This is a genomic window from Bradyrhizobium sp. 45, from assembly GCF_023073155.1.
In the GTDB taxonomy this organism is placed as follows: Bacteria; Pseudomonadota; Alphaproteobacteria; order Rhizobiales; family Xanthobacteraceae; genus Bradyrhizobium; species Bradyrhizobium canariense_D.
Map to the genome: position 1 here is coordinate 169,925 of NZ_JADPIX010000143.1, position 24,965 is coordinate 194,889.

A 24,965-nucleotide genomic window follows, 5' to 3' on the forward strand; every position below is an offset into this window, starting at 1 on the left:
CCACCATCTCTCTGCGATCCTAAAAAAGATTGGTGGGCACGGCGCAAGAGCGCCTTTGCCCACCCTACGAGAGCTACGCCACCCTCCATTCCGGCACGCCATCTACCGTCATCGTGATCTCGCCGAGCGAACCCACCGGCGTGCGATCCATGTCGAGCAGATGCGCCAGCGTTGCCGCATCGCTCGCGGGAATCTGCGCCAGCGTGCGCCTATCGTTTTCCGTCCGCAGCATCACCACGCCATGCTCGACCTCGCCGCCGCGGCCGTAGAGCACCGTAAAGCTCTCCACCTTGCCCCTGCCTGAGACATCCGTGACGAACTCCGGCACCGCGCGCTTGTTGCTGTCCGCCGCCGCCTGCACGCTGGTCTCCTGTGCCAATGCTTCACGCGGCGGCGCCTTCGACACCACCAGCGCATGATGCTTGGTGACGAAGCCGCCCTGGCCGTAGAGCAGGCCGAGCTTTGCGCCGTCGCGCACACGCCGCACCATCGCGCAGGCCGCATGGGTCATGTAGGTGTTGAGCGGCGCGCCGAAGAAGGTGAGGCCGCCAGTCACGGTCGGCTGCACGTCCGCGCCTAGGCCCAGCGTCCGCCGCGCCATCTTGGGCACGCACGGGAAACAGCTATAGAGCTCGATCGCGTCGAACTTCCTGCCGTCGCCGCCGGCGAGATCCATCACGGCCTTCAAAACGGCGTTCTGCGGATGGCTCTCGTAAAACTGGTCGCGCAAGAGATAGTCGCGCGGTTCCTCGGCCGAGGCGCCGCCAAGCGGATAGACCAGTCTGTCATCGGCGATGCCGGCCGCACGCGCTTTGGCGAGGCTGGTCAGCAGCAGCGCGCCGCCCATGTTGACGCTCGGGTTGGCAACCATGAGCTTGTTGTAAGGCCACGCGATGAGACGGTTGTCCGCGGTGGGCGTCGTGATTTCGTCAGGCGTATAGCGCCGCTTCAGCCAGGCGTTGGGATTCTGCGCGGCGGCCTCGGAATAGCGTGACCATAGTGTACCCGACTCTGCCATCGCCTCGCGCGGCGTCTGTCCCCAATGGGCGGACGATGCCGCTTCGTAGAACGGATAGACGGTGACGGGGCGGAACACGCCGAGCTTCACGGCCAGCGGCTTCTGGAACGCCGCGCCGCGCTTCGGCTCCTCGACGTCATGGGCGAACGGGGTCCATGGCAGCTTTGCCCCGGCGCGCTCCGCCTTGGTCGCCGTCGACTGTGCCTCCGCGCCGCAAACCGCGGCGACGCTGCATTCGCCGCGCGCAATGCGCTTTGCTGCCTCGTGGATGTAGCGGATCGGGCTCTCGCCGCCGACCGGGCCGTAATAGCAATGCGAAGGCGTGATGCCGAGCCGTTGCGCCAGCAGCTGCTCCGGATCGCGATAGCGCCAGCTCAGGAAGTTGACGATATCGAGCGATTGCACCTCGTCGAGCAGCTTTGCGCCGGCATCTGCTTCCGCGCGCCGCAGCGCCTGTTCGAGCAGGTCGAGCGGCTCGAGGCCATCGGTGACCTCCTTGGGACGGTCGACGATCTCGCCGACGCCGACGATGACGGGGATGCGGTCTTCGGGGATATGCTTCTTATCTGTCATGCTTCAATTCACGATGTCAGTTTTTTGTCATTGCGCGCGTAGCGAAGCAATCAGGGTCTTTCCGCGATGGTAGTCTGGATTGCTTCGCTGCGCTCGCAATGACGGTGTGTGGCAATCACTACGCCACCAGCGCATTCATGTGCTCGACGGCTTCGGCAAACTCTTCCTTGAACTCCTGCACCACCGCACCGGCCGACTTCACGCTGTCGATCAGCCCGACGCCCTGGCCGACGAAGTAACTCACGAGATCGCGCGCCTTGGCGTTGCCGCCCGCCGCGGCGCGGTCGATCGAGTTGAAGGCGTCGCGGCTGACGATACTTTGCAGCGGCATCGGCAATGCGCCGGGGCTCTCGGCTGCGCGGTCCCAGGCGTCGGTCCAGACCGAACGAAGTTGCCGTGCCGGCTTTCCAGTGCGGCCCTTAGAGCGCACCGCATCGCGCGACGATGCCGCGATCATCTTCTCGCGAAAGATCTCCGTGGTCTCGGACTCGACGGTCGCAAGCCACACCGAGCCGGTCCAGGCGCCCGCGGCACCCATCGCCATGCAGGCCGCCATCTGTCGTCCCGTCATGATGCCGCCGGCCGCCAGCACCGGCACGTCGCGGATATTCTTGATCGCCTTGATCACCTCGGGCACCAGCACCATGGTCGAGACCTCGCCGCAATGGCCGCCAGCTTCGGTGCCCTGGACCACGAGGATATCGACGCCGGCCGCGACCTGGCGCAGCGCGTGCTCCTTGGCGCCGACCAGGGCCGCGACCGGCACGCCGTGCTTCCTGCCCATCTCGATCATGGCCTTCGGCGGCACGCCGAGCGCATTGGCGATCAGGCGGATCGGGTGGTTGAACGAGACCTCCAGCAGCTCCAGCGCGGTCCTGCCATCGAACGGCTGCGGCTGGTTGTCGGCGACCTCGGTGGTCGTGAGTTCGATGTCGTATTTCTTCAGGAGATTGCGCGTGTAGTTGCGGTGCTCCTGTGGCACGCGCGCCTCAAGGCTCTTCCAGGTGACGTCCTTCTCGCCCGCAGTCGAGATGTTTTCGGGGATCAGCACGTCGACGCCGTAAGGCTTGCCGTCAACGTGCTTGTCGATCCATCTCAGCTCGCGTTCGAGCGTATCCGGCGTGTGCACGGTCGCACCTAACACGCCAAACCCACCGGCGCGGCTGACAGCCGCGACGACATCGCGGCAATGGCTGAAGGCGAGCAGCGGGAAATCGATGCCCAGCATGTCGCAGATCGGCGATTTCATCGTTCTCTCCCGGCGGCCTCGCGTTGCTGTTGTCGCAATCTTGAGCGAAGGCTCATCGACGCTAGACCATCGTCTTGCGCTATGCCAATCCGGATTTGGCGGCGCATCTTGCGTGCACACGCCGTGTTGCGCGAAGCCGTACGCCCGGCTCGACAGATGCGGCTTCTCGTGATGGCCGTCCTCGGCAACGTCGGACGCATGACGCGGTCGCGAGGCCCGCGCCGGACGCAGGGCCGGCAGGGCTTGCCATCCGCCGTCCGCGGGCTAATTAATGCAGACGCATCTTTTTGCCGGAGCCCTCGCATGACCGACACCCCCGCCTACGTGCCGCCCAAGGTCTGGACCTGGAACAAGGAGAACGGCGGACAGTTCGCCAGCATCAACCGCCCGGTCGCCGGTCCCACCCATGACAAGGAGCTGCCGGTCGGCAAGCATCCCTTCCAGCTCTATTCGCTGGCGACGCCGAACGGCGTCAAGGTCACCGTGATGCTGGAGGAGCTTCTGGCGCTCGGCCACAAGGGCGCGGAATACGACGCTTGGCTGATCAGAATCGGTAACGGCGACCAGTTCGGCAGCGGCTTTGTCGACATCAATCCGAATTCCAAGATCCCGGCGCTGATGGACCGCTCCGGCCCGGAGCCGATCCGGGTGTTCGAGTCCGGCTCTATCCTGTTCTACCTCGCCGAAAAGTTCGGCGCCTTCCTGCCGAAGGACATCAAGAGCCGCACTGAAGCGATGTCGTGGCTGTTCTGGCAGATGGGCAGCGCGCCCTATCTCGGCGGCGGCTTCGGCCATTTCTACGCTTACGCGCCGACCAAGATCGAATATGCCATCGACCGTTTCGCGATGGAAACCAAGCGCCAGCTCGACGTGCTCGACCGCCGGCTCGCCGACAACGAATATCTCGCCGGCAGCGAATACACCATCGCCGACATGGCGGTGTGGCCCTGGTACGGCGCGCTCGCCAAGGGGCTGGTCTACGGCGCCGGCGAATTCCTGTCCGTGCAGGACTACAAGCACGTGCAGCGCTGGACCGACCAGATCGCCAAGCGCCCGGCCGTCAAGCGCGGCCGCATGGTCAACCGTGTCTCCGGAGATCCCGCCAGCCAGCTTCACGAGCGGCATGACGCCAGCGATTTCGAGACCAAGACGCAGGACAAGATCGGCGAGGTGGCCGCGTCGTAGTCCTTCATCCCAACCTTCTCCCCGCAAGTGGGGAGAGGGGGAAGAAGGACCTCACGCCATGCTCAGCTCGTGGCGTCCCACCACCATCCAATGCACCTCGTCCGGGCCGTCCGCGAAACGGAGATGGCGGACGTCCTGGTACATTTCGGCGAGCGGGGTCCAGTGCGAGATACCGGTGGCGCCGTGCATCTGGATCGACTGGTCGATGATCTTGCAGGCGCGCTCTGGCACCATGGCCTTAACCATGGAGACCCAGACGCGGGCCTCCTTGTTGCCGAGCACGTCCATGGCCTTGGCGGCCTTCAGCACCATCAGCCGCATCGCCTCGATCTCGCAGCGCGCCTGCGCGATGATCTGCATATTGCCGCCGAGATGGGCGATCTTCTTGCCGAAGGCTTCGCGGGTGAGGCCACGCTGCACCATCAAATCGAGCGCCTTCTCGGCCTTGCCGATAGTGCGCATGCAGTGATGGATGCGGCCCGGGCCTAGCCGAAGCTGCGAGATCTCGAAGCCGCGGCCTTCGCCGAGCAGAATGTTCTCCTTGGGCACGCGCACGTTGTTGAAGCGCATGTGCATGTGGCCGCGCGGCGCGTGGTCCTGGCCGAACACGTACATGGGACCGAGCACCTCGACGCCGGGCGTGTCGCGCGGCACCAGAATCTGCGACTGCTGCTTGCTCGGCGCCGCGTCCGGATTGGTCTTCACCATTACGATGAGGATCTTGCAGCGGGGATCGCCTACACCGGAGATGTAATACTTCTCGCCGTTGATGACCCATTCGTCGCCAACGAGCTTTGCGCTCGTCGAGATGTTCTTGGCATCGGAGGAGGCGACGTTCGGCTCGGTCATGACATAGGCGGAGCGGATCTCGCCGTTCATCAGCGGCTTCAGCCACTTCTCCTTCTGCTCCTTGGTGCCGACGCGCTCCAGCACCTCCATGTTGCCGGTATCAGGCGCCGAGCAGTTCATGCTCTCCGATGCCAGTGGGCTCTTGCCGAGCTCGGATGCGATATAGGCGTAGTCGAGATTCTTCAGGCCCTGGCCGGTCTCGTCGTCGGGCAGGAAGAAGTTCCAGAGGCCTTCCTGCTTGGCCTTGTTTTTGGCCTTCTCCAGCACCTCGAGCTGCTTCGGCGTGAAGCTCCAGCGATCCTCTTTGCCTTCGCCGGCCTTGGCGAATTCGGTCGACATCGGCTCGACGGTGTCGCGGATGAACTTCCTGACGTGATCGTAGAGCGGCCGGACCTGGTCCGACATCCTGAGGTCGTTGAGCTCGTCGCCGGGATTGAGGGCGTAGTTGGTGGTGCGGGGAATATAGGTGTGTTTTGTCATTGTTCCTCCCGGGGTCGCTGAGATCGCGTTGCGCCGGAGAATAGTCGCAGCGTCGCCAAAGTGCGAGCGCGCATTTTTTTCAACGCGAGCCATGCCATGCGATGGAATATCGCGGACGTTTGAAATGTTGTTTGAATGGGCGGCATTCTCGCTGTCATCGCCCGACTTGATCGGGCGATCCAGTACTCCGAGGCGTATGTGATCTATCGAGAAGCTGCGGCGTACTGGATGCCCCGGCCAAGCCGGGGCATGACAGCGGTGGTTGCGGCCGGCCTAGCTTGCCATCCGGTGCATCGCGCAGATCTTGTTGCCGTCGAGGTCACGCAAATAGGCAATATAGAGGTTGACGCCCGGGCCTTGACGGATACCAGGAGGATCTTCGCAAGGAACGCCGCCGGCGGCGATGCCGGCCGTATGCCATGCATTGACCTGTTCCGGCGAGTTGGCGGCAAAGCCGATGGTGCCGCCATTCGCAGGCGTCGCCGCTTCGCCGTTGATCGGCTTTGTGACCGAGAACACGCCGGTCTTGGTAATGTAGAAGATGCGATGGCCGTCGACCCGCGCCGGCCGCACCTCGAGCGTGGACAGCAAATTGTCGTAGAAGGCCTTGGCCTTGTCGAGGTCGTTGGTGCCGATCATGACGTGTGAAAACATGTGCCCGTTCCCCTCATTATGAAAATCAAAACGCCGTATAACCGCCGTCGATCACGAACGTATCCGCCGTGTGGTACGACGAGGCCTTGCTCATCAGATACACCGCGATGCCGCCGAAGTCGCTGGCCTCGCCGAAGCGCCGCACCGGAATTCGCGGCATCACGTTGGCGACGATTTTCTCGTTGGCCATCAGGCCCGAGGTCATGTCGCTCTTGATCCAGCCCGGCAGGATCGCGTTCGCGGTGACGCCGTGACGCGCCAGCTCGACGCCGAGCGCACGCACCAGCGCGTTGATCGCGGCCTTGGTCGCGGCATAGTGCTCGTTGCGCGCGGTGCCGAAGATCGAGGCGAGGCTCGAAGTCGCCACCAGCCGGCCGAAGGGATCGCCGGCCTCGGCGCGCTGGGTCATGTGCTTTGCGGCGGCCTGGAAGGCGTGGAACACGCCGTCGAGATTGGTCGCAAACATCCTGCGCCATTCCTCTTCGGTGCGTTCGATGAAGGAGCGCCGGCCGCCGCCGCCGATGCCGGCATTGGCGAAGCAGCCGTCGACCCTGCCGAACAGGTCGAGCGTGGCCTTCATCGCGGCATCGACCGAGGCCGCGTCGGTGACGTCGCAGACCCGCGCGTCGACCTTGCCTGATAGACCCGCCAGGCTCGCGGCAGCAGCCTTGTTCTTGTCAGCATTGCGGCCCCAGATCGAGACGTTGCAGCCCTGGCCGGCGAGCGCCTGCGCGATGCCGAGCCCGATGCCGCCATTGCCGCCGGTGATCACGGCGACGCGTCCCGAAAGGTCGAAAAGGTTCATGGCGCGTTTCCTGTTTTTGCTTCGTGCGCATCAGCCGCTGCGCGCAAGATTGCTTGCTAGGCTCCGATCACCATGGACAAGACCGCGCCAAAAATCAAATATGCGCCCCGGCAAATCAATTCCGGTCTGCGAAACTGGCACAGGCCGCAACTCACGAGGAAACCATGCAGTTCAAACACGTCACGCTCGATCTCGATGGTTCGGTCGCGATCCTCAAGCTCGACCATCAGGAGGTGATGAACGCGGTCTCCGTGGACATGCTGGGCGGTCTCTCAGAAGCGCTCGACACGATCGAGGAGAAGAAGGACGAGGTGCGCTGCGTGGTGCTGACGGGCGCAGGGCGGGCGTTCTGCACCGGGGCGAATCTCCAGGGCCGCAACAACCAGTCGAAGAAGACCAAGGCCGGCCTGACGCTCGAGACCGGCTTCCATCCCTTCCTGCGCCGCATTCGCAATCTGCATTGCCCGATCGTGACCGCGGTCAACGGCCCGGCGGCCGGCGCCGGCATGAGCTTCGCGCTGCTCGGCGACATGATCCTGTGCGCGCGCTCGTCCTATTTCCTGCAAGCGTTCCGCCGCATCGGTCTGGTGCCGGATTGCGGCTCGACCTGGCTCTTGCCGCGGCTGATCGGCAAGGCACGCTCGATCGAATTGTCGTTGATGGGCGAGCGGCTCCCGGCCGAGAAGGCGCTGGAATGGGGCCTCGTCAACCGCGTCTATGATGACGGCGTGCTGATGGAGGAGGCGATGAAGCTTGCGCGCGACCTCGCCAGCGGCCCGACGGTCGCGCTGTCGCTGATCCGCAAGCTGTACTGGGACAGCCCCGAGAATTCCTTCGAGGATCAGCTCAATCTCGAATTTCAGTGCCAGCTCCGTGCCGGCGACACGGATGATTTCCGCGAAGGTGTTGGCGCCTTCCTGGAGAAGCGTCCGGCGCAGTTCAAGGGCAAATGATCGAGGCTGAGCTTTCCCGCAGCGTTGCGCGCTGGTGCGAGGGGGCCGCCGGCGTGACCGGCGCGGCCAAGCTGTCCGGCGGCGCCAGCCAGGAGACCTGGCGCTTCGACATCGTGCATCCCGACGGGCCGATCGGTGCGATCCTGCGCCGCTCGCCGAAGGGGTATGGCGCGGCGCCGACGCGCGCGGCAGGTCTCGGCGCGGAAGCGCAGCTGATGCAGCTTGCCTATGAGGCCGGCGTGCCGTCGCCGCGCGTGATGCATGTGCTCCCGCCGGACGACGATCTCGGCACCGGCTTCATCATGCAGCGGGTCGAGGGCGAAACCATCGCGCGCAAGATTCTGCGCGACGACGAGTTTGCGGCGGCGCGGCCGCGTCTCGCACGGCAGATCGGCGGCGTGCTCGCGAAGCTGCACGGGCTACCGCGGGACAAATTGCCCGAGCTGCGCAGCCGGTCCGCGACGGAGGAGATCTCTGAGTTCGGACGCGATTATCGCAGCCTGGACTGGCCCAAACCCGTCTTCGAGCTGGCGCTGCGCTGGCTCCGCGACCACGATCCGGGCCCTTCGGCCGAGACGACGCTGGTGCATGGCGATTTCCGCAACGGCAATCTCATCATTGGCGCCGACGGCGTGCGCGCGGTGCTGGACTGGGAGCTCGCCCATCTCGGCGATCCCATGGAGGATCTCGGCTGGGTTTGCGTCAACTCCTGGCGCTTTGGCGAGATCGACAAGCCGGTCGGCGGCTTTGGCTCGCGTGAGGAGCTGTTCGCCGGCTATGAGGCGGCTGGGCGGAAGGTCGATCCATCGCGTGTCAAATTCTGGGAAGTGATGGGCACGCTGCGCTGGGGCATCATGTGCGGCGGCATGATGCAGCGCTTTCGCGAAAGTCCGGACCATTCGATGGAACGCGCCATGATCGGCCGTCGCGCTTCCGAGACCGAGATCGATCTGTTGCGGCTGCTGGCGCCGCGGGGGAGTTGACCATGCAGGACGAGCCGACCCCGATCGAGCTGACGAAGTCGGTCGCCGATTTCCTCCGCAACGACATCGCGCCGCTGATCTCCGGCCACCAGGCCTTCAAGCTGCGCGTGGCCATCAACATCCTCGATCTCGTGACAAGGCAGTTGACGCGGGAGGAGGGGAGCGACGCCGCGGAGGTGGAGCGGCTGCGTGCTCTGCTCGGCATGGACGGCTCGGTGACCGATCTCAACCGCACGCTGGCCGAGCGCATCGCCAAGGGCGAGGTCGATCTAGCGAGGCCCGGCCTTGCCGAGCATCTGTGGCAAACGACCATGGACAAGCTTGCGGTGGACCAGCCGAATTACGCGTCGTACAAACGCGAACTCTCGCGAAGCGGGTAGGCGGTACTACACTCTCTGCTGTCATCGCCCGCGAAGGCGGGCGATCCAGTATTCCAGAGGCGGCATTGATTGAGCCGAGAAGCCGCGGCGTACTGGATGCCCCGGTCCAGCCGGGGCATGACGGCGGTGATGAGCCGAGCGACCCTTCACTTCCCCACCCATTTCGGCGGCCGCTTCTCCGCAAACGCCTTCGGACCCTCGATGTAGTCCTGGGACGCAACCATCGCCTTCACGGCCGGATATTCCCGCTGCTCCTCGATCGCCTGCTCCAGCGACACGCCGAGGCCCTTCTGGATCGCCTGCTTTGACGCGCGGATCGACATCGGCGAATTCTTGGTGATCATCTCGGCCCAGCGCAGCGCGGCCGTGAGCGCTTCGCCCTGCGGCACCACCTCGTTGACGAATCCGAGTTCGAGACCCTCCTTGGCGCTGACATGACGCGCGGTGAGGATCATGCCCATGGCGCGCTTCAGCCCGATCTGGCGCGGCAGCCGGTGCAGGCCTCCGGCGAGTGCGGCCAGCCCGACGCGCGGCTCGGGCAAGGCGAAGGTCGCGTTCTCCGAGGCGATGATCAGGTCGCAGGCCAGCGCAATCTCGAAACCGCCGCCCATCGCCACGCCATTGACCGCGGCGATGATCGGCTTGTCGCAGTCGAAGCGCGCGGTGAGGCCGGCGAAGCCGCCCTTGTCCCAGCCCCGCTTGCCGCCGGCGGCCTGCCATTTCAGATCGTTGCCGGCGCAGAACGCCTTGTCGCCGCTACCGGTGACGATCGCGATCCACTGCTCGGGATCGGCGGAGAAATCGTCAAACACCTTGTTGAGCTCGAAATGCGCGTCGGTGTGCAGCGCGTTGTAGACCTCGGGCCGCGACAGCGTGACGATCGTGATCGGCCCCTTGCGTTCCACCTTGGAAAATTTCAGCTCCATCGTGCGCTCCCGCAGTTTCTCGTGAAGGAATATTGCCGGAATACTACCGCGCCTCCGCGCTGGAGCACCATCGAATTGCGCAATGCGCCTTGCGCATCTCACACGTCTCCCATTGCTTGACTTGGCGGCGCTCTTCTCACCTTAATCGTGCGAAGCAAAGCTGCGCCCAGCGCCTTAACGCAAAACGAAAAAATCATCCGGGAGAGAGCCGTGGATTTCTCGCTGCCTGCCGATCTCGTCGCCTATCTCGCAGAGCTCGACCTTTTCATCGAACGCGAGATCAAGCCGCTGGAGGCGGTCGACGATAACATCCGCTTCTTCGATCACCGCCGCGAATGGGCGCGCACCGATTTCGAGAATGGCGGCCTGCCGCGCCACGAATGGGAGGCGCTGCTGCGCAAGGCCAAGGATCTCGCAGACGCCGCCGGTCATTTGCGTTTTGCGGTGCCGAAGCAATATGGCGGCAAGAATGGCTCCAACCTCTGGATGGCGGTCATCCGCGAGCACTTTGCCGCCAAGGGGCTCGGCCTGCACAACGACCTCCAGAACGAGCATTCCATCGTCGGCAACTTCCCCGTCGCCACCATGCTCGATCGCTACGGACGCGACGACCAGAAGGCGATGATCGACGGCTCGATCAAGGGCAAGTACCGCATCACCTTCGGCCTGACCGAGCCAAATCACGGCTCCGACGCCACCCATATGGAAGCGCGCGCGGTGCCCGCGACCCGTGACAACGTCAAGGGCTGGATCATCAACGGCGAGAAGATGTGGACGACCGGCATGCACGTCGCCACGCATTGCGCGCTGTTCGCGCGCACGTCAGGCAATGACGGCGATGCCCGCGGCATCACCTGCTTCCTGGTGCCGGCCACGAGCCATGGCGTGAAGATCGAAGAGTATATGTGGACCTTCAACATGCCGACCGATCATCCCCGCGTCAGCTTTACGGACGTGTTCGTGCCGGAGGATGCGCTGTTCGGCGAGGACGGTCGCGGCCTGTCGCTGGCGCAATGTTTTGTCCATCAAAACCGCATCCGGCAGGCAGCGAGTTCGTTGGGGGCAGCGGTCTACTGCATCAACGAGAGCGTGAAGTATGCGCGCGAGCGAAAACCGTTCGGCAAGGCGCTGGCCGAGAACCAGGCGATCCAATTCCCGCTGGTCGAGCTTGCGACGCAGGCCGAGATGCTGCGCCTGTTGATCCGCAAGACCGCCTGGGAAATGGACAAGCTCACCGAGGAGCAGATCGAGCGCACGCTCTCCGACCGCGTCTCGATGTGCAACTACTGGGCAAACCGCCTGTGTTGCGAGTCTGCCGACCGCGCCATGCAGGTTCACGGCGGCATGGGCTATTCACGCCACAAGCCGTTCGAGCACATTTACCGCCATCACCGCCGCTATCGCATCACCGAGGGCAGCGAGGAGATCCAGATCCGCAAGGTAGCGGGATTTTTGTTCGGCTATATGGGGCCGGGGAAGCATTGAGGGATTGTTGCGCGCAGTCTCTCCCCGGAGTCGTCCCGGCGAAGGCCGGGACCCATTACCCCACGGAGAAGTCGTTGCGCGAGACGGCAACTCCGAGTTTTCGCAAAACCCAATCCTGTGGCTATGGGTCCCGGCCTTCGCCGGGACGACGATGTGGCTGGAGTGGTGCTAATTCACCCTTCTATCCTTCCCCGCCCAATACGGCTCCCGCAACTGCCGTCGCAAAATCTTGCCTGAGGGATTGCGCGGCAGCGCCGGCAAAAACTCCACGCTCTTCGGCGTCTTGAAGCCGGCGATGCGCTCGCGCGTGAAGTTGATGATGTCGGTGGCGGTCGCCTGCTTGCCGGGCTTCATCACCACAACGGCCTTCACCGCCTCGCCCCATTTGTCGTCGGGTATGCCGATCACGGCAGCTTCCGCGACGTCGGGATGATCGCACAGCGCGCTCTCGACCTCGGCCGGGTAGATGTTTTCGCCCCCGGAGATGATCATGTCCTTGATGCGGTCGTGGATGTAGAGATAACCGTCTTCGTCCATGTAGCCGGCATCACCCGTGCGCAGCCAGCCGTCGCCGCGCAGCGTCGCGGCGGTCGCTTCCGGCAGGTTCCAGTAGCCGGCCATGTTGGAGCCCGAGCGCGTCGCGATCTCGCCGACCTCGCGCGGCGGCAGCGGCTTGCCGTCAACGTCTAGGATCGCGATCTCGACGCCCGGCAGCGCCTTGCCGGCCGAGCGCATCCGCTCCAAGCCCTCGATATGATCCTCCGGCGGCAGCGCGACGATGGTGCCGGTGGTCTCGGTCATGCCGTACATTTGCACGAACCCGCATTTGAAGATCTCGATGCATTCTTTCAGCAGCGCCGCCGGTATCGGCGAGGCGCCGTACAGCATGTATTTCAACCGGGAGAAATCGATTGTCTTCGCGCGCGGCTGCCGCACCACGAACTGCATCGCCGCCGGCACCATGAACAGCTTTGTGATGCCGGACTGCTCGAAGAAATCCAGCACCTTGGTCGGATCGAACTCGCGCGCGATCACGCCGCGGGCGCCGTGGTAGAGCCCCATCACGCCCCAGCCGGAGCCGCCGATATGGAAGATCGGCATCGCGACCAGCGACACGTCGTCGGTCGACCATCGGTTCCACTCCGGCTTGTCCTCGGCATTGCCTGTTTGCACCAGGTTGAGGAAGTTCGCATGCGACAGCATCGCGCCCTTCGGCTTGCCTGTCGTACCCGAGGTATAGAGCTGGATCGCGATGTCCTTAGTGTCGATCGGCACCTTGGGATCGTCGCCACTCTGTGCATCGCGCCAAGCTGTAAAATCCTGCCATTCCGGCGCGCCGCCTTCGGTGGTGATGACGCTGCGCACGCCCGGCAACTGGTCCTTGATCTGGCGGACCTGGGTGATGAACTCAGGTCCCACGAACAGCACCGGCGCTTTGCAGTCGCTCACGATGAAGGCGACCTCGGGGCCCGCGAGCCGCCAGTTCACCGGCGCCATCACCACGCCGGCCTTCATGGCACCCATCAGCAGCTCGAAATAGTTGTCGCTGTTCTTGCCGAGATAGGCGATGCGCTCGCCCTTGTTCACACCCATCGCGATCAGCGCATTGGCGACGCGATTCGTCTTGATGTCGAACTCGGCGAAGCTGGTGACACGACCTTCGAACTCGAAGGCGATGGCATTGCCGCGGCTCTTGGCGCGCTCGCGCACCATGTCGGCGAGGTCAGCCAATGGCTGTGTGGTGGACATGTCTCTCCCGTGACGTCTTGTTCTTATGCCGCGGAGTGTGGCGTCATCCGCGGGCGAAGACAAGATGGGAGAGGGTACGCCATGGCTTCAGCGTCGTCGTCTTGGCGAAAGCCAGGACCCATAGCCACAAAACGCAATTCGGCGAAGACTGGCCATGGCCAATCTTCGCCAAAGAACATTCGGTGATAATGGGTCCTGGCTTTCGCCAGGACGACTACGGAGAGAGCCTCAGCCCCGCTTCGCACGGTCCTTTTCATTCTGCGCCATGATGCTCTCGCGTGCGGTTTTCCAGTCGTCGTCGCTCCAGTCGCGGAGCTGGTAGAAATTGCCGCCCATCGCGAGCGCCTGCGCGCCGTCCATGGCGATGGTCTCGCCGCTGATCCAGTCGCAACCGCCGGAGATCAGGAACACGGCGACGTTCTGCAATTCCTCCATGGTACCGACGCGGCCCATCGGGTTCATCGCCTTGGTGCGCGCGCCCGCTTCGTCGCCGGGCTTGATGCGCTTGCTCATGCCCTCGGTCGGGATCTCACCCGGCGCGATCGTGTTCAGCCGGATGCCATAGCGGCCCCATTCGGTCGCGAGCGACATCGTCATGGCATGGATCGCCGACTTGCTCATCGCCGACGGCACCACGTAAGGCGATCCGTTGCGCACCCAGGTCGTGGTGATCGAGACGACGTTGCCGGGCTGCTTCAACGCGATCCAGCGCTTGCCGACCGCCTGCGTCACGTAAAACGTGCCGTGCATGACGATGTTGGCGACGGCGTCAAAGCCGCGCGGCGACAGCTCCTCGCTGCGCGAGATGAAATTGCCGGCGGCGTTGTTGATGAGGTCGGTGAGGGGGCCGTCGCGAAAGATGGTCTCGATCATCTCCTCGACCGCGAGCGCGTTGCGGATGTCGACGCCGTGGCTGGTGACGCGGCCGCCATGCTCAGCCATCAGCTCGGTCGCGGTCTCGTCGCAGACGATCTTGCGCCGGCCGCAGATGTGCACTTCCGCGCCGAGCTGGAGAAAGCGCGCCGCCATCGACTTGCCGAGCCCGGTGCCGCCGCCGGTCACGAGGATGCGCCGCCCCGCCAGAAGATTTTCCTTAAACATGGCTGTTTCCCCCGTCGCGATTGTCGGTTAATTGATCGATTGACTAAATCCGGCCGCCGGCTTCCTGTAAAGCGGCACCGAACAAGAACAGCCGGGAACCAGGGGAGAATTCATCCATGGAAGAGCGCGTCTCGATCTCGATCTCGGAAGGCGTCGCCGACGTGCGGCTGGTGCGCGCGGACAAGATGAATGCGCTGGATCAGGCCATGTTCGAGGCCCTTGTGGCCGCAACGGATCGGCTTTCGAAGGAAAAAGGCGTGCGCGTCGTGGTGCTGTCCGGCGAGGGCCGCGCCTTCTGTGCCGGTCTCGACATGGGGCGTTTTGCCGCCATGAAGGAAAAGGGGGGCAATGGAATTCCGGGTGGCGAAAATCGCGACCTCACCAAACGCACGCACGGCCAGGCGAATTTTGCGCAACAGGCCGTGTGGGGCTGGCGCCAGCTTCCGGTCCCCGTGATCGCGGCGATCCAGGGCGTCGCCTTCGGCGGCGGCTTCCAGCTCGCACTCGGCGCCGACATGCGCTTCCTCACGCCCGATGCGCGAATGTCGGTGATGGAAATCAAATGGGGTCTGGTACCCGACATGGCGGGCACGCCGATCCTGGCTTCGCTCGTGCGCGACGACATCTTGCGCGATCTCACCTACACCGGCCGCATCTTCTCCGCGCAGGAGGCGATGGCTTACGGTCTCGCCACGCGCATCTGCGACGACCCGCGCGCTGCCGCGCTCGACGTCGCGCGCGAGATCGCGGGAAAAAGCCCCGATGCGATCCGCGCCGCGAAACGCATGCTCAACAATCTCTCGGTCGATCCGGGCCCCGCGCTACTCGCCGAGTCCGTCGAGCAGCAGAAGTTGATCGGCAGCGCGAACCAGACCGAGGCGGTGCGTGCCAATCTCGAGAAGCGCGCGCCGAAGTTTGCGGATTAGCGCAGACCTCATCCCGAGGAGCCGCGAAGCGGCGTCTCGAGGGATGGGCCACGGGCTCTCATGGTTCGAGACGGCGCCTTGCGCCTCCTCACCATGAGGGGCAACTTCAACAACAAAGAAAAACAACAATGAGCGAAACCTCAAATTTCCTCGGCATCGTCTCCGGCGGGCGCAGCCGCTCCCATGCCGAGGTCGCTGATCGTGCCGACCGCATCGCGAGCGGTCTCAGCCAGATCGGCGTCAGGCAGGGCGATTGCGTCTGCATGCTGATGCGCAACGACATCGCCTTCATCGAAGCCGCCTATGCCGCCATGCGGCTGGGCGCCTACGGCGTGCCGATCAACTGGCACTTCAAGCCGGAGGAGATCAACTACATCCTGAACGACACCGGCACCTCCGTGCTGATCGGCCATGCCGACATGCTGCATGCCTTGCGCGATGCGATTCCCCAAGGCGTCACCGTGCTCAGCGTGCCGACGCCCCCGGAGATCCTGTCCAGCTACAAGATCGATCCCGATCATCTGAAGACGCCGGACTTCGCGATCGATTTCGAATCCTGGCTCGCAGAGCACCAGCCCTATGACGGCCCGGTCGGGCCGCAGCCCATGAACATGATCTACACCTCGGGCACGACAGGCCACCCCAAGGGCGTACGGCGCAACGCGCCGACGCCGGAGCAGGCGGCTGCCGGCGAGCGCATGCGCGCGATGATCTACGGGCTCAAGCCCGGCGCCCGCACGATCCTGCCGGGCCCGCTCTATCACTCCGCGCCGAACTCGTTCGGCATTCGCGCGGGAAAACTCGGCGGCGCACTGGTGCTGATTCCCCGCTTCGAGCCCGAGGAATTTCTCGAGCTGATCGAGCGCTACAAGATCGACACCATCTTCATGGTGCCGACCATGTTCATCCGCCTGATGAAGCTGCCGGAGGAGGTGCGCAAGCAATACGACGTCTCCTCGCTCCGCCACATCATTCACGCCGCAGCACCCTGTCCGGCGGACGTCAAGCGCGCCATGATCGAATGGTGGGGGCCGGTGATCTATGAATTCTACGGCTCGACCGAATCCAGCGCCGTCACCTTCGCGACCTCCGAGGACGCGCTGAGGAAGCCCGGCACCGTCGGCAGGATTTCGCCCGGCGCCGAGCTGCGCTTCATCGGTGAGGACGGACGCGTGCTGGGTGTAGGCGAGATCGGCGAGATCTACTCGCGCATGGCCGGGATGGCCGATTTCACCTACCACAACAAGCCGGAGAAGCGCGCCGAAATCGATCGCGACGGCTTCATCACCTCCGGCGACGTCGGCTATATCGACGAAGAGGGCTACGTCTTCATCTGCGACCGCAAGCGCGACATGGTGATCTCGGGCGGCGTCAACATCTATCCGGCCGAGATCGAGTCCGTGCTGCACGCGGTGCCCGGCGTGCATGATTGCGCGGTGTTCGGCATCCCCGATGCCGAGTTCGGCGAAGCGCTGATGGCGGTGGTCGAGCCGCAAGCCGGCGTTACGCTGGATGCCGCCGAAATCCGCACCCGCCTGAAGGCCTCGCTTGCCGACTACAAGGTCCCAAAGCACATCGAGATCCGCACCGGGCTGCCGCGCGAAGACTCCGGCAAGATCTTCAAGCGGCGCCTGCGCGATCCCTATTGGGAGCAGGCGGGGCGGAAGATCTAGCGGTGCGTAGCCCGGGTGAGCGAAGCGATACCCGGGATAACAACCAGTAAGACCCGGATGTCGCTTCGCTCATCGGGGCTACACGAGCACGCGAATACGTGAGCGGCTTTATCGATCGCAACCTCGCGCATCGTGCTATACTCACGGGATCATCGACCTTCGGATCATCCCATGGCTCCCGTTTCCATCCTGCTCAACCTGCTCTGGATTCTCATTGGCGGCGCCTGGATGGCGCTCGGCTGGCTGGTCGCCGCGGTCATCATGGCGGTCACCATCATCGGCCTGCCCTGGGCGCGGGCGGCGTTCAATATCGCCGTCTACACGCTGATGCCGTTCGGCTCGCGGGCGGTCAGCCGCTATGAGGTCACCGGTGTCGAGGATGTCGGCACCGGCCCGCTCGGGGTGATCGGCAACATCATCTGGTTCGTGCTCGCCGGCTGGTGGTTGGCGCTCGGCCACCTCTTCACCGCCGTGGCCCTCGCGATCACCATCATCGGCATTCCCTTCGCCTGGGCCCACCTCAAGCTCGCCGGCATCGCGCTCTGGCCGATCGGCAAGGTGATCGCGCCGGCTTAAGGCAAACTCGTAGGATATCCTACGCCTCCGCAAGGCGTCACATTTCCTTGCAACTTTTTCCCGACTTCATTGTTGACGAGCGGGAGTGAACGCGGCCGCAATGTGCCGCGGCTGGCCCTTGGTTCATTCTTATCGGGAGGCGATTGCATGAAGTGGCTTTGCTTGGTGGGCTTTGTGGCGGGGGCCGTTGCTTTGACACCCACACCTTCTGCTTCGGCGATGCCCGTTGCCAAGCCGGACACACTGGGCGCGTCTCAGACTGACACGATCGAGGTCAAGGGCGGCCACGGACATGGCGGTGGCCACGGGTGGGGTCATCGCGGCGGCCGTGGTCATCATTACGGCTGGGGCAGAGGCCGAGGCCATCACTATGGTTGGCGGCACCATCACCACTGGTAAGCGTCACTATTGTCCCGAGATTGAAGTCGGGTGGCCGCTCAATGCTTCCGACCCACAATCCCTCGCGTTGCCCGACGGGCAAAACCCGCCACATGCAGGTCAATCGATCGGTTCTCCAATATTCTGATTGACCGAATTCGCTTCTTCGGGTAAACCGCAAACTATTCCGGCCCGCTAAAAAGGGCGTTTCGCGATCGTCACGATACGTGAGCCGAGATGCGATGGACGCGGCAGCGCCGGCGCGTGACGAGGTGGCAGGGCGGGCTACGCCTGTGAGCCATCGCGATCCGCGCGAACGACCCGGCGCGGTCACAGCGTTTCTATTCGACTTCGGGGGCGAGCACGCGCGAGCTTCCGGATGTCCGGGGAGGGACGTCCGCGGACGGCAAAAGCGTGTGGTCCTGACGCCCGGGGTCTGTGCGTCAAGGCTTGCGGTGATGTGCGGCCCGACCGGGTGCGCGCATCGATCATCTGCAAGGCGACGGGGGCAATAGTGCATCGCTCCCCGGGGAGAGCGCGCCATAAGCCGTAAACCATTGCGCAGGGAAGGCCGGGATGTTCCGGCATCACCTGTGGTCACCCCCGCGTGCGTCTTTCGCGTGCGGACCTTGGGTGCCAGCCGGCGCCCGGCCTTCCCTGCGCCCTTTCTTATCGATGAGGGCGAAACGGACAGCAAAACTCGGGCCCCTGCGCCGCGAGACCGCGGACGTGTGCGCGCGCCGTTCAGCAAGGCGCATTTCTCCCATGATCGGTGATGTTGCCGCGCCGCCCCCAACTTCATCTTGCGCTGCGGCAAAAAACTTGCACACTCGGCTGAGCCGGGCAGCCAAGCGAGCTCGAACAGCGGAGCGAGCCAATGTCCCTCCAGACCATATCATCCGACACCGCCGATCAGCGCCCCAACCGCCCCGAGGACGTCCAGGCGCTGGAAGCGGACGTGCGGCTGCGGGACGACATCCGCCTGCTCGGGCGCATTCTCGGCGACACGGTGCGCGACCAGGAGGGGCCTGAATTGTTCGATCTGGTCGAGCGCATCCGGCAGACCTCGATCCGATTCCACCGCGACGAGGACCGGCTCGCCCGCCGCGAGCTCGAGCAGATCCTCGACAGCATGTCGACCTCCGAGACGGTGCGGATCGTCCGCGCCTTCAGCTATTTCTCCCACCTCGCCAACATCGCCGAGGACCAGAACAACATCCGCCAGATGCGCGCCAACAAGGGCGGCGGCTCCGGCGTGCTGGCCGAGACGCTCGCCCATGCGAGGGCTGCGGGCATCGGTGCCGATGCCCTGCGCAACTTCTTCAAGAGCGCGCTGGTCAGCCCGGTTTTGACGGCGCATCCGACCGAGGTCCGCCGCAAGAGCACGATGGACCGCGAGATGGAGGTAGCTAGCCTGCTCGATCGTCGGGAGCGCGTCGCGCTGACGGCGGAAGAGGCTGCCGCCAGCGACGAGCAGCTCCGCCGCGAGGTGCTGACGCTGTGGCAGACCAACCTGCTGCGCCGGACCAAGCTCACCGTGCTCGACGAGGTCGCCAACGGCCTGTCGTTCTACGATTACACGTTTCTCCGCGAGGTGCCGCGGCTGGTCAACGCGCTGGAGGACCGGCTGGAGGAGGGCGGCGAGCAGGCGGCCGGCGAGCTCGCCTCGTTCCTGCGCATGGGCAGCTGGATCGGCGGCGACCGCGACGGCAATCCCTTCGTCACCGCCGACGTGATGCGCGGCACGCTGCGACTGCAGTCGAGCCGGGTGATGCAGTTCTATCTGAACGAGCTGCACGTGCTCGGCTCGGAATTGTCGATCGCGGCCCACCTCGCCGACGTCTCCGAGGAGCTGCGCACGCTCGCTGAGCGCTCGCCCGATACCTCGCCGCACCGGAGCGGCGAGCCCTATCGCCTCGCGGTCTCCGGCATCTATGCGCGCCTCACTGCCACGGCCGAAATGCTTCAGGTCGAGATTACGCGCCGGCCGGTCGGCAAGGGCGCGCCCTATGACAGCGTCGGGGAGCTCAAGGCCGATCTCGACGTGCTGCACCGCTCGCTGATCTCCAACAACGCCGGCGTCATCGCCCGCGGCCGGCTGCGGCTGCTGCGGCGTGCGGTGGACTGCTTTGGATTCCATCTGGCCCGGCTCGATATCCGGCAGAACTCGGCGGTGCACGAGCGGACCATTGCCGAGCTGATGGATGCCGCCAATCCCGGCATGTCCTATCTCGCGCTCGGCGAGGACGCCCGCATCTCGCTGCTCACCAACGAGTTGCGCTCAACGCGCTCGCTGGTGTCGCCGTTCGTCAAGTACAGCGACGAGACGATGGGCGAGCTCAACGTGTTCCATGCCGCCGCCGAGGCGCACGCGAAGTTCGGCTCGGACGCCATCCCCCAATGCATCATCTCGATGTGCAAGGGCATGTCGGATATGCTCGAGGTCGCGGTGCTCCTGAAGGAGGTCGGTCTCGTCCATCCCTCCGGGCGCAGCGCCATCAACATCGTGCCGCTGTTCGAGACCATCGAGGATTTGCAGACTTCCAGCACCATCATGGACCGCATGCTCTCGCTGCATGATTATCGCCGCCTGGTCGACAGCCGCGGCAGCGTGCAGGAGGTCATGCTGGGCTATTCCGACTCGAACAAGGATGGCGGCTTCGTCACCTCGGGCTGGGAGCTCTACAAGGCCGAGATCGGCCTCGTCGACGTGTTCGAGCGCCACGGCGTGCGCCTACGCCTGTTCCATGGCCGCGGCGGTTCGGTCGGCCGCGGCGGCGGACCGAGCTATGATGCCATCATCGCCCAGCCCGGCGGCGCGGTGAACGGCCAGATCCGCATCACCGAGCAGGGCGAGATCATCTCGTCGAAATACTCCAACGCCGAAGTCGGCCGCAACAATCTGGAGATCCTGGCAGCCGCAACGCTGGAGGCGAGCCTGTTGCATCCGCGCCAGAGCGCGCCGCGCCGCGAATATCTGACCGCGATGGACGAGCTTTCAAGCCTCGCCTTCAAGGCCTATCGGGGCCTCGTCTACGAGACCGACGGCTTCGTCGATTATTTCTGGGCCTCGACGGTCATCAACGAGATCGCGACGCTCAACATCGGCAGCCGCCCGGCCTCGCGCAAGAAGACCCGCGCGATCGAGGACCTTCGCGCCATTCCCTGGGTGTTCTCCTGGGCGCAATGCCGCCTGATGCTGCCCGGCTGGTACGGCTTTGGCAGCGCGGTCGAGCAATGGATCGCGGAGCATCCCGACAAGGGCATGCCGTTCCTCAAAGAGCTCTACAAGGAATGGCCGTTCTTCCGCATGCTGTTGTCGAACATGGACATGGTGCTGGCCAAGAGCTCGATCGCGATCGCCTCGCGCTATGCCGAACTCGTGCCCGACGAGGCGCTCCGCGAAAAAATCTTCAGCCGCATCCGCCGCGAATGGCATTCCTGCATCGAGACGCTGCTGGACATCATGGGCCAGGACCGGCTGCTGCAAGGCAACCCGCTGCTGGAGCGCTCGGTGCGCCACCGCTTCCCTTATCTCGACCCGCTCAACCATGTGCAGGTCGAGCTGCTGAAAGAGCATCGCGCGCAGAACCCGGATGAGCAGGTGCTGCGCGGGATTCAGCTGACGATCAACGGGATCTCGGCGGGATTGAGGAATACGGGGTAGAGACATGGTGAGTGGCGAGTGGAATCCATTCGCCACTCACCATTCGCTGCACTCAACAGAAATGCGCGCCCTGCGTCTCCACATACACCGCATAGAGCGACTGGCTCGCGGTCATGAACAGGCGGTTGCGCTTCTTGCCGCCGAAGCAGACGTTGGCGCAGGTCTCGGGCAACAGGATCTGCCCGATGCGCGCGCCGTCGTTTGGCGCGAACACCTGCACGCCGTCATAGCCGGGGCCGACCCAGCCGGCGCCGACCCAGATGTTGCCTTCGGTGTCGACGCGCAGGCCGTCGGGGAAGCCTGATTTGCCGTCGAGCGTCATGTCGATCAGCTTCTTCGGGTTCGAAAGCTTCGCCCCATCGATGTCGTACGACCACACCACGTTCTTGGCTTCAGGATAATGCGTGATGCCGGTGTCGCAGACATAGAGCTTCTTGTAGTCCTGACTAAAAGCGATGCCGTTCGGCTTGAACGGCTCGTCGGCCACCTTCGCGACCTGGCCGCTCTGCGGATCAATGCGATAAACCGCTTCCTTCTGATGGGGCTGCAGCGAGCCGGTATTGGCAAGCTTGCCCTCGTAGATACTGATCGCGCCGTAGCCGGGATCGGTGAACCAGATCGCCTTGTCGTTGGGATGCACCACCATGTCGTTGGGGCCGTTGAGCGGCTTGCCGCCGGCCTGCTCGGCCAGGGTCGTCACCGAACCGTCGTGCTCGTAGCGGACGAGCCGGGTGCGCTCGGCACTGAGCTGGCGCCCCTCGGTGTCGAACGAGTTGCCGTTGGCCTCGTTCGACGGCTTGTGGAACTGCTCGGAGATGTGGCCGTCGTCATCGAGGTAGCGCAGCTGCCGGTTGGCGGGGATGTCACTCCAGACCAGATATTGCCCTTGCGCATTCCACGCTGGCCCTTCCGCCCACAGGCAGCCGGTATAGAGCCGCTTGATTGCGGTGTTGCCGACCTTCGCTTTGAAGCGCTTGGGATCGATGGCAATGATGTCAGGATCGGGATAGCGCTGCGGCTCGGCATTGGCGCCGAAGTCGCGGGCGTCCGCGCGTGAGGCGAGCAGGGCGGATGCGGCAACGGTCGCGGCGCCCTTGAGGAGCGTGCGGCGGGCGAGGCCGCTGCCTGCAGTCGTGTCGTCGGAGTCGGTCAGCATTCTTGTCATGGTTTCCTCCCAAAGTTGTGTTGGGAGGAAATGATCCGCCAGCAATCGGGCGTAAAGCGGAGCGATCTCCGGACTAGGCAGCCGGAGATCGCAGAGCAGGAATGCCGGAAGTGCGGCTCGACGGGATCCTTACACGGGATCCCACGGGAAGATGTCGGCGGAGCGGTCGAGCTTGTAGAATGATCCCTTCAGCGCCGGCATGCCGTGTTCCGCGATCGATTGCGGCGTCCAGCCCTCGCTCCGGTGCACCGAGCGCAGCGGACGGTTCTGGCTGAACAGGAACAGCTCGTTCATGCGCGCGCCGAAGATCTGCCCGGACACGTCCTTGGCGGCATCGGAGAGCAGATAGGCGCAGACCGGCGCGATCTTCTCCGGGCCCATCTGCTTGATCTTCTCGACGCGCGCCTTCTCGGCTTCGGTCTCGGTCGGGATGGTCCCGATCATGCGGGTCCAGGCGAACGGCGAGACGCAGTTGGAGCGAACGTTGAAGCGGCCCATGTCGAGCGCAATAGACTTCGACAGGCCGACGATGCCGAGCTTGGCGGCGGCGTAATTGGCTTGTCCAAAGTTGCCGATCAGGCCGGAGGTCGAGGTGAAGTGCACGAACGAGCCGGACTCCTGCTCGCGGAAGATCCGCGCCGCGGCGTGGCTGACGTAGAACGAGCCCATCAAATGCACCTTGATGACGGCCTCGAAGGCTTCCACGCTCATCTTGTGGAAGATCATGTCGCGCAGGATGCCGGCATTGTTGACCACGCCGTCGAGCCGGCCGAAATGATCGGTCGCGGTCTTCACGATCTTGCTGGCGGGGATGGCTTCGGCCACCGACTCGAAATTGGCGACGGCGGTGCCGCCGCGCTTCTTGATCTCCTCGACCACTTCCTCGGCGGGCGCGGCGCTGGTGCCAGCGCCGTCCGCGGCGACGCCGGGATCGTTGACGACGACCTTGGCGCCCTCGCCGGCGCAGAGCAGCGCGATTTCGCGCCCGATGCCGCGGCCTGCGCCGGTGACGATGATGACCTTGTCTTGCAGTGATTTCGTCATGTGGATTACCTCTCGTTCGTAAACACGATCGTGCCCGACGCGGCGAACATGCCGCCGACGCCGTGACACACCGAAATCTTCGCGTTGGCGACCTGCGCCGGCGCGATACCGCGCATCTGCCGCACGCTCTCCTGGAGCGCGTACATGCCGTACATGCCCGAATGCATGTAGCTCAGGCCGCCGCCATTGGTGTTGAGCGGCAGCTTGCCGCCGGGCCGCGTGTTGCCGTCGGCGATGAACTTTCCGGTCTCCTCGTGCGGCATGAAGCCGAGGTCGCCGAGGCCGAACAGCGGCAGATGCGCAAAGGCGTCGTAGATCATGAGATGGTCGACATCCTTATGCGCGATGCCGGCCTCCTTGAAGGCGAGGGGCCCCGCGGTCTTGAACGCGCGCGAGGAGTTGAACGTCTCCATCTGGCTGACCATCGGCGTCTCCACGCTCTCGCCGGTGCCCATGATGTAGACGGGCTTGCGCGGAAAATCCCTGGCACGGTCCGCCGAGGTCAGGATCAGCGCGCCGCCGCCGTCGGTGACGAGGCAGCATTGCAGCAGGCGGAACGGATAGGCGATCATGCGCGAGTTGAGGACGTCCGCGACCGTGATGGGATCCTTCATCATCGCGCGCGGATTCTTCGCCGCCCACTCCCGCTGCACCACTGCGACCGAGGCGAGCTGCTCGTGCGTGATGCCATAGGTCTTCATGAAGCGAAGCACGGGGATCGGGAACATGCTGGGCGGGCCGTAGACACCGAACGGCGCCTCGAACTGGCCTTGCAGGCTGTCGGCAGGAATCGAGCGCGGCGCCTTGCCGATCATCGACTTGCCGCTCTCGGCATGGGTGATCAGCACCGTCTTGCATAGGCCGGCCTCGATCGCTGCGGCGGCATGGCGGACGTGCAGCATGAAGGAGCAGCCGCCGACCGAGGTGCCGTCCACCCAGGTCGGCTTGATGCCGAGATAGTGGCAGACCTGCTGCGGCGTTTCGACGGCGGTGGCGAAACCATCGATGTCGGACAGCTTCAGCCCGGCATCGGCAATGGCATTGAGCGCCGCATCCGCGTGAAGCTGGAGCTGCGAGACGTTGGGGATGACACCGAGTTCGGTGGTCTCGGCCGCGCCGACGACGGCAACCTGATTGCTGCGCATG

At 64.4% G+C, this 24,965-nt stretch carries 21 protein-coding genes; 10 read left to right on the forward strand and 11 right to left on the reverse strand.

All coding sequences use genetic code 11. The features are described from left to right. Nucleotides 1-73: 73 nt before the first annotated feature. Nucleotides 74-1,591, reverse strand: coding sequence for an acetyl-CoA acetyltransferase (locus tag IVB42_RS33345; RefSeq protein ID WP_247394219.1), 1,518 nt, complete (start codon nt 1,589-1,591; stop codon nt 74-76). A gap of 118 nt (nt 1,592-1,709) precedes the next feature. Next, nucleotides 1,710-2,840, reverse strand: coding sequence for a nitronate monooxygenase (locus IVB42_RS33350; RefSeq protein ID WP_247394217.1), 1,131 nt, complete (start codon nt 2,838-2,840; stop codon nt 1,710-1,712). Between the two features lie 303 nt (nt 2,841-3,143). Here IVB42_RS33350 and yghU point away from each other — a divergent pair, with 303 nt between their 5' ends. Beyond that, on the forward strand, nt 3,144-4,025 hold the full coding sequence (gene yghU / locus IVB42_RS33355) for a glutathione-dependent disulfide-bond oxidoreductase (protein WP_247394215.1): 882 nt from the start codon (nt 3,144-3,146) through the stop codon (nt 4,023-4,025). Nucleotides 4,026-4,076: 51 nt separating this feature from the next. Here yghU and IVB42_RS33360 read toward each other — a convergent pair whose 3' ends face one another. The 3 genes from IVB42_RS33360 to IVB42_RS33370 all read right to left on the reverse strand — a co-directional run bounded on the left by IVB42_RS33360 (nt 4,077) and on the right by IVB42_RS33370 (nt 6,813). Continuing rightward, complete coding sequence (locus IVB42_RS33360; protein ID WP_247394212.1) at nt 4,077-5,354, reverse strand: acyl-CoA dehydrogenase family protein; 1,278 nt, start codon at nt 5,352-5,354, stop codon at nt 4,077-4,079. Between the two features lie 273 nt (nt 5,355-5,627). Beyond that, nucleotides 5,628-6,008, reverse strand: a complete 381-nt coding sequence (locus IVB42_RS33365) for a VOC family protein (RefSeq protein WP_007593712.1) — start codon at nt 6,006-6,008, stop codon at nt 5,628-5,630. Nucleotides 6,009-6,033: 25 nt separating this feature from the next. Next, nucleotides 6,034-6,813, reverse strand: coding sequence for an SDR family oxidoreductase (locus IVB42_RS33370; RefSeq protein WP_247471863.1), 780 nt, complete (start codon nt 6,811-6,813; stop codon nt 6,034-6,036). Between the two features lie 164 nt (nt 6,814-6,977). Here IVB42_RS33370 and IVB42_RS33375 point away from each other — a divergent pair, with 164 nt between their 5' ends. Genes IVB42_RS33375 through IVB42_RS33385 form a run of 3 tightly spaced genes read left to right on the forward strand, consistent with a single transcriptional unit; the run spans nt 6,978 to nt 9,129 of the window. Continuing rightward, complete coding sequence (locus IVB42_RS33375) at nt 6,978-7,766, forward strand: enoyl-CoA hydratase/isomerase (protein WP_085352185.1); 789 nt, start codon at nt 6,978-6,980, stop codon at nt 7,764-7,766. Continuing rightward, nucleotides 7,763-8,749, forward strand: coding sequence for a phosphotransferase family protein (locus IVB42_RS33380; protein ID WP_247394144.1), 987 nt, complete (start codon nt 7,763-7,765; stop codon nt 8,747-8,749). Before IVB42_RS33375 ends, IVB42_RS33380 begins: the two co-directional genes overlap by 4 nt. A 2-nt stretch (nt 8,750-8,751) precedes the next feature. Further along, nucleotides 8,752-9,129: a DUF6285 domain-containing protein gene (locus IVB42_RS33385; RefSeq protein WP_247394141.1), complete on the forward strand. Its 378-nt coding sequence runs from the start codon at nt 8,752-8,754 to the stop codon at nt 9,127-9,129. A gap of 146 nt (nt 9,130-9,275) precedes the next feature. Here IVB42_RS33385 and IVB42_RS33390 read toward each other — a convergent pair whose 3' ends face one another. Continuing rightward, complete coding sequence (locus tag IVB42_RS33390; protein WP_085352188.1) at nt 9,276-10,055, reverse strand: enoyl-CoA hydratase-related protein; 780 nt, start codon at nt 10,053-10,055, stop codon at nt 9,276-9,278. A gap of 210 nt (nt 10,056-10,265) precedes the next feature. On the opposite strand from IVB42_RS33390, the gene IVB42_RS33395 reads away from it, so the two are divergent. After that, nucleotides 10,266-11,540 carry an acyl-CoA dehydrogenase family protein gene (locus tag IVB42_RS33395; RefSeq protein ID WP_247368180.1) on the forward strand — a complete coding sequence of 425 codons (1,275 nt, stop codon included), beginning with the start codon at nt 10,266-10,268 and terminating at the stop codon, nt 11,538-11,540. A gap of 168 nt (nt 11,541-11,708) precedes the next feature. Here IVB42_RS33395 and IVB42_RS33400 read toward each other — a convergent pair whose 3' ends face one another. Continuing rightward, entirely contained in the window at nt 11,709-13,289 is a 1,581-nt protein-coding gene (locus IVB42_RS33400) for a fatty acid--CoA ligase (protein ID WP_026233274.1), read from the reverse strand. Between the two features lie 228 nt (nt 13,290-13,517). Continuing rightward, nucleotides 13,518-14,390, reverse strand: a complete 873-nt coding sequence (locus IVB42_RS33405; RefSeq protein WP_018456968.1) for an SDR family oxidoreductase — start codon at nt 14,388-14,390, stop codon at nt 13,518-13,520. A 116-nt stretch (nt 14,391-14,506) separates the two neighbouring features. Between IVB42_RS33405 and IVB42_RS33410 the strand changes: the two genes are divergently transcribed. The 5 genes from IVB42_RS33410 to ppc all read left to right on the forward strand — a co-directional run bounded on the left by IVB42_RS33410 (nt 14,507) and on the right by ppc (nt 21,610). Further along, the gene (locus IVB42_RS33410) at nt 14,507-15,316 is read left to right on the forward strand and encodes a crotonase/enoyl-CoA hydratase family protein (RefSeq protein ID WP_018456967.1); all 810 of its coding nucleotides are present in this window, start codon (nt 14,507-14,509) and stop codon (nt 15,314-15,316) included. Between the two features lie 128 nt (nt 15,317-15,444). Continuing rightward, nucleotides 15,445-16,989: an acyl-CoA synthetase gene (locus tag IVB42_RS33415; RefSeq protein ID WP_018456966.1), complete on the forward strand. Its 1,545-nt coding sequence runs from the start codon at nt 15,445-15,447 to the stop codon at nt 16,987-16,989. Between the two features lie 171 nt (nt 16,990-17,160). Next, nucleotides 17,161-17,565: a YccF domain-containing protein gene (locus IVB42_RS33420; RefSeq protein WP_247394138.1), complete on the forward strand. Its 405-nt coding sequence runs from the start codon at nt 17,161-17,163 to the stop codon at nt 17,563-17,565. A 292-nt stretch (nt 17,566-17,857) separates the two neighbouring features. Next, nucleotides 17,858-18,091 (forward strand): hypothetical protein, encoded by a 234-nt coding sequence (locus tag IVB42_RS33425; RefSeq protein WP_247394135.1) that lies wholly within the window; start codon nt 17,858-17,860, stop codon nt 18,089-18,091. A gap of 729 nt (nt 18,092-18,820) precedes the next feature. Continuing rightward, nucleotides 18,821-21,610, forward strand: coding sequence for a phosphoenolpyruvate carboxylase (gene ppc, locus IVB42_RS33430; protein ID WP_247394593.1), 2,790 nt, complete (start codon nt 18,821-18,823; stop codon nt 21,608-21,610). Nucleotides 21,611-21,662: 52 nt separating this feature from the next. Here the strand turns inward: ppc and IVB42_RS33435 are convergent, their stop codons facing one another. The 3 genes from IVB42_RS33435 to IVB42_RS33445 form a co-directional block, all read right to left on the reverse strand. Then, complete coding sequence (locus tag IVB42_RS33435) at nt 21,663-22,775, reverse strand: SMP-30/gluconolactonase/LRE family protein (protein WP_026233273.1); 1,113 nt, start codon at nt 22,773-22,775, stop codon at nt 21,663-21,665. Nucleotides 22,776-22,904: 129 nt separating this feature from the next. Beyond that, nucleotides 22,905-23,819 (reverse strand): SDR family oxidoreductase, encoded by a 915-nt coding sequence (locus IVB42_RS33440; RefSeq protein ID WP_007593675.1) that lies wholly within the window; start codon nt 23,817-23,819, stop codon nt 22,905-22,907. Between the two features lie 5 nt (nt 23,820-23,824). After that, entirely contained in the window at nt 23,825-24,964 is a 1,140-nt protein-coding gene (locus tag IVB42_RS33445; protein WP_247394128.1) for a thiolase, read from the reverse strand. Nucleotide 24,965: the final 1 nt, after the last annotated feature.

Coding starts and splice junctions, on each gene's coding strand:
- yghU (WP_247394215.1), top strand. CDS start 3,144: ATGACCGACACCCCCGCCTACGTGCCGCCCAAGGTCTGGACCTGGAAC.
- IVB42_RS33350 (WP_247394217.1), bottom strand. CDS start 2,840: ATGAAATCGCCGATCTGCGACATGCTGGGCATCGATTTCCCGCTGCTC.
- IVB42_RS33380 (WP_247394144.1), top strand. CDS start 7,763: ATGATCGAGGCTGAGCTTTCCCGCAGCGTTGCGCGCTGGTGCGAGGGG.
- IVB42_RS33435 (WP_026233273.1), bottom strand. CDS start 22,775: ATGACAAGAATGCTGACCGACTCCGACGACACGACTGCAGGCAGCGGC.
- IVB42_RS33425 (WP_247394135.1), top strand. CDS start 17,858: ATGGCGGTGGCCACGGGTGGGGTCATCGCGGCGGCCGTGGTCATCATT.
- IVB42_RS33405 (WP_018456968.1), bottom strand. CDS start 14,390: ATGTTTAAGGAAAATCTTCTGGCGGGGCGGCGCATCCTCGTGACCGGC.
- IVB42_RS33375 (WP_085352185.1), top strand. CDS start 6,978: ATGCAGTTCAAACACGTCACGCTCGATCTCGATGGTTCGGTCGCGATC.
- IVB42_RS33420 (WP_247394138.1), top strand. CDS start 17,161: ATGGCTCCCGTTTCCATCCTGCTCAACCTGCTCTGGATTCTCATTGGC.
- IVB42_RS33370 (WP_247471863.1), bottom strand. CDS start 6,813: ATGAACCTTTTCGACCTTTCGGGACGCGTCGCCGTGATCACCGGCGGC.
- IVB42_RS33345 (WP_247394219.1), bottom strand. CDS start 1,591: ATGACAGATAAGAAGCATATCCCCGAAGACCGCATCCCCGTCATCGTC.
- IVB42_RS33415 (WP_018456966.1), top strand. CDS start 15,445: ATGAGCGAAACCTCAAATTTCCTCGGCATCGTCTCCGGCGGGCGCAGC.
- IVB42_RS33440 (WP_007593675.1), bottom strand. CDS start 23,819: ATGACGAAATCACTGCAAGACAAGGTCATCATCGTCACCGGCGCAGGC.
- IVB42_RS33365 (WP_007593712.1), bottom strand. CDS start 6,008: ATGTTTTCACACGTCATGATCGGCACCAACGACCTCGACAAGGCCAAG.
- ppc (WP_247394593.1), top strand. CDS start 18,821: ATGTCCCTCCAGACCATATCATCCGACACCGCCGATCAGCGCCCCAAC.
- IVB42_RS33400 (WP_026233274.1), bottom strand. CDS start 13,289: ATGTCCACCACACAGCCATTGGCTGACCTCGCCGACATGGTGCGCGAG.
- IVB42_RS33385 (WP_247394141.1), top strand. CDS start 8,752: ATGCAGGACGAGCCGACCCCGATCGAGCTGACGAAGTCGGTCGCCGAT.
- IVB42_RS33445 (WP_247394128.1), bottom strand. CDS start 24,964: ATGCGCAGCAATCAGGTTGCCGTCGTCGGCGCGGCCGAGACCACCGAA.
- IVB42_RS33390 (WP_085352188.1), bottom strand. CDS start 10,055: ATGGAGCTGAAATTTTCCAAGGTGGAACGCAAGGGGCCGATCACGATC.
- IVB42_RS33360 (WP_247394212.1), bottom strand. CDS start 5,354: ATGACAAAACACACCTATATTCCCCGCACCACCAACTACGCCCTCAAT.
- IVB42_RS33410 (WP_018456967.1), top strand. CDS start 14,507: ATGGAAGAGCGCGTCTCGATCTCGATCTCGGAAGGCGTCGCCGACGTG.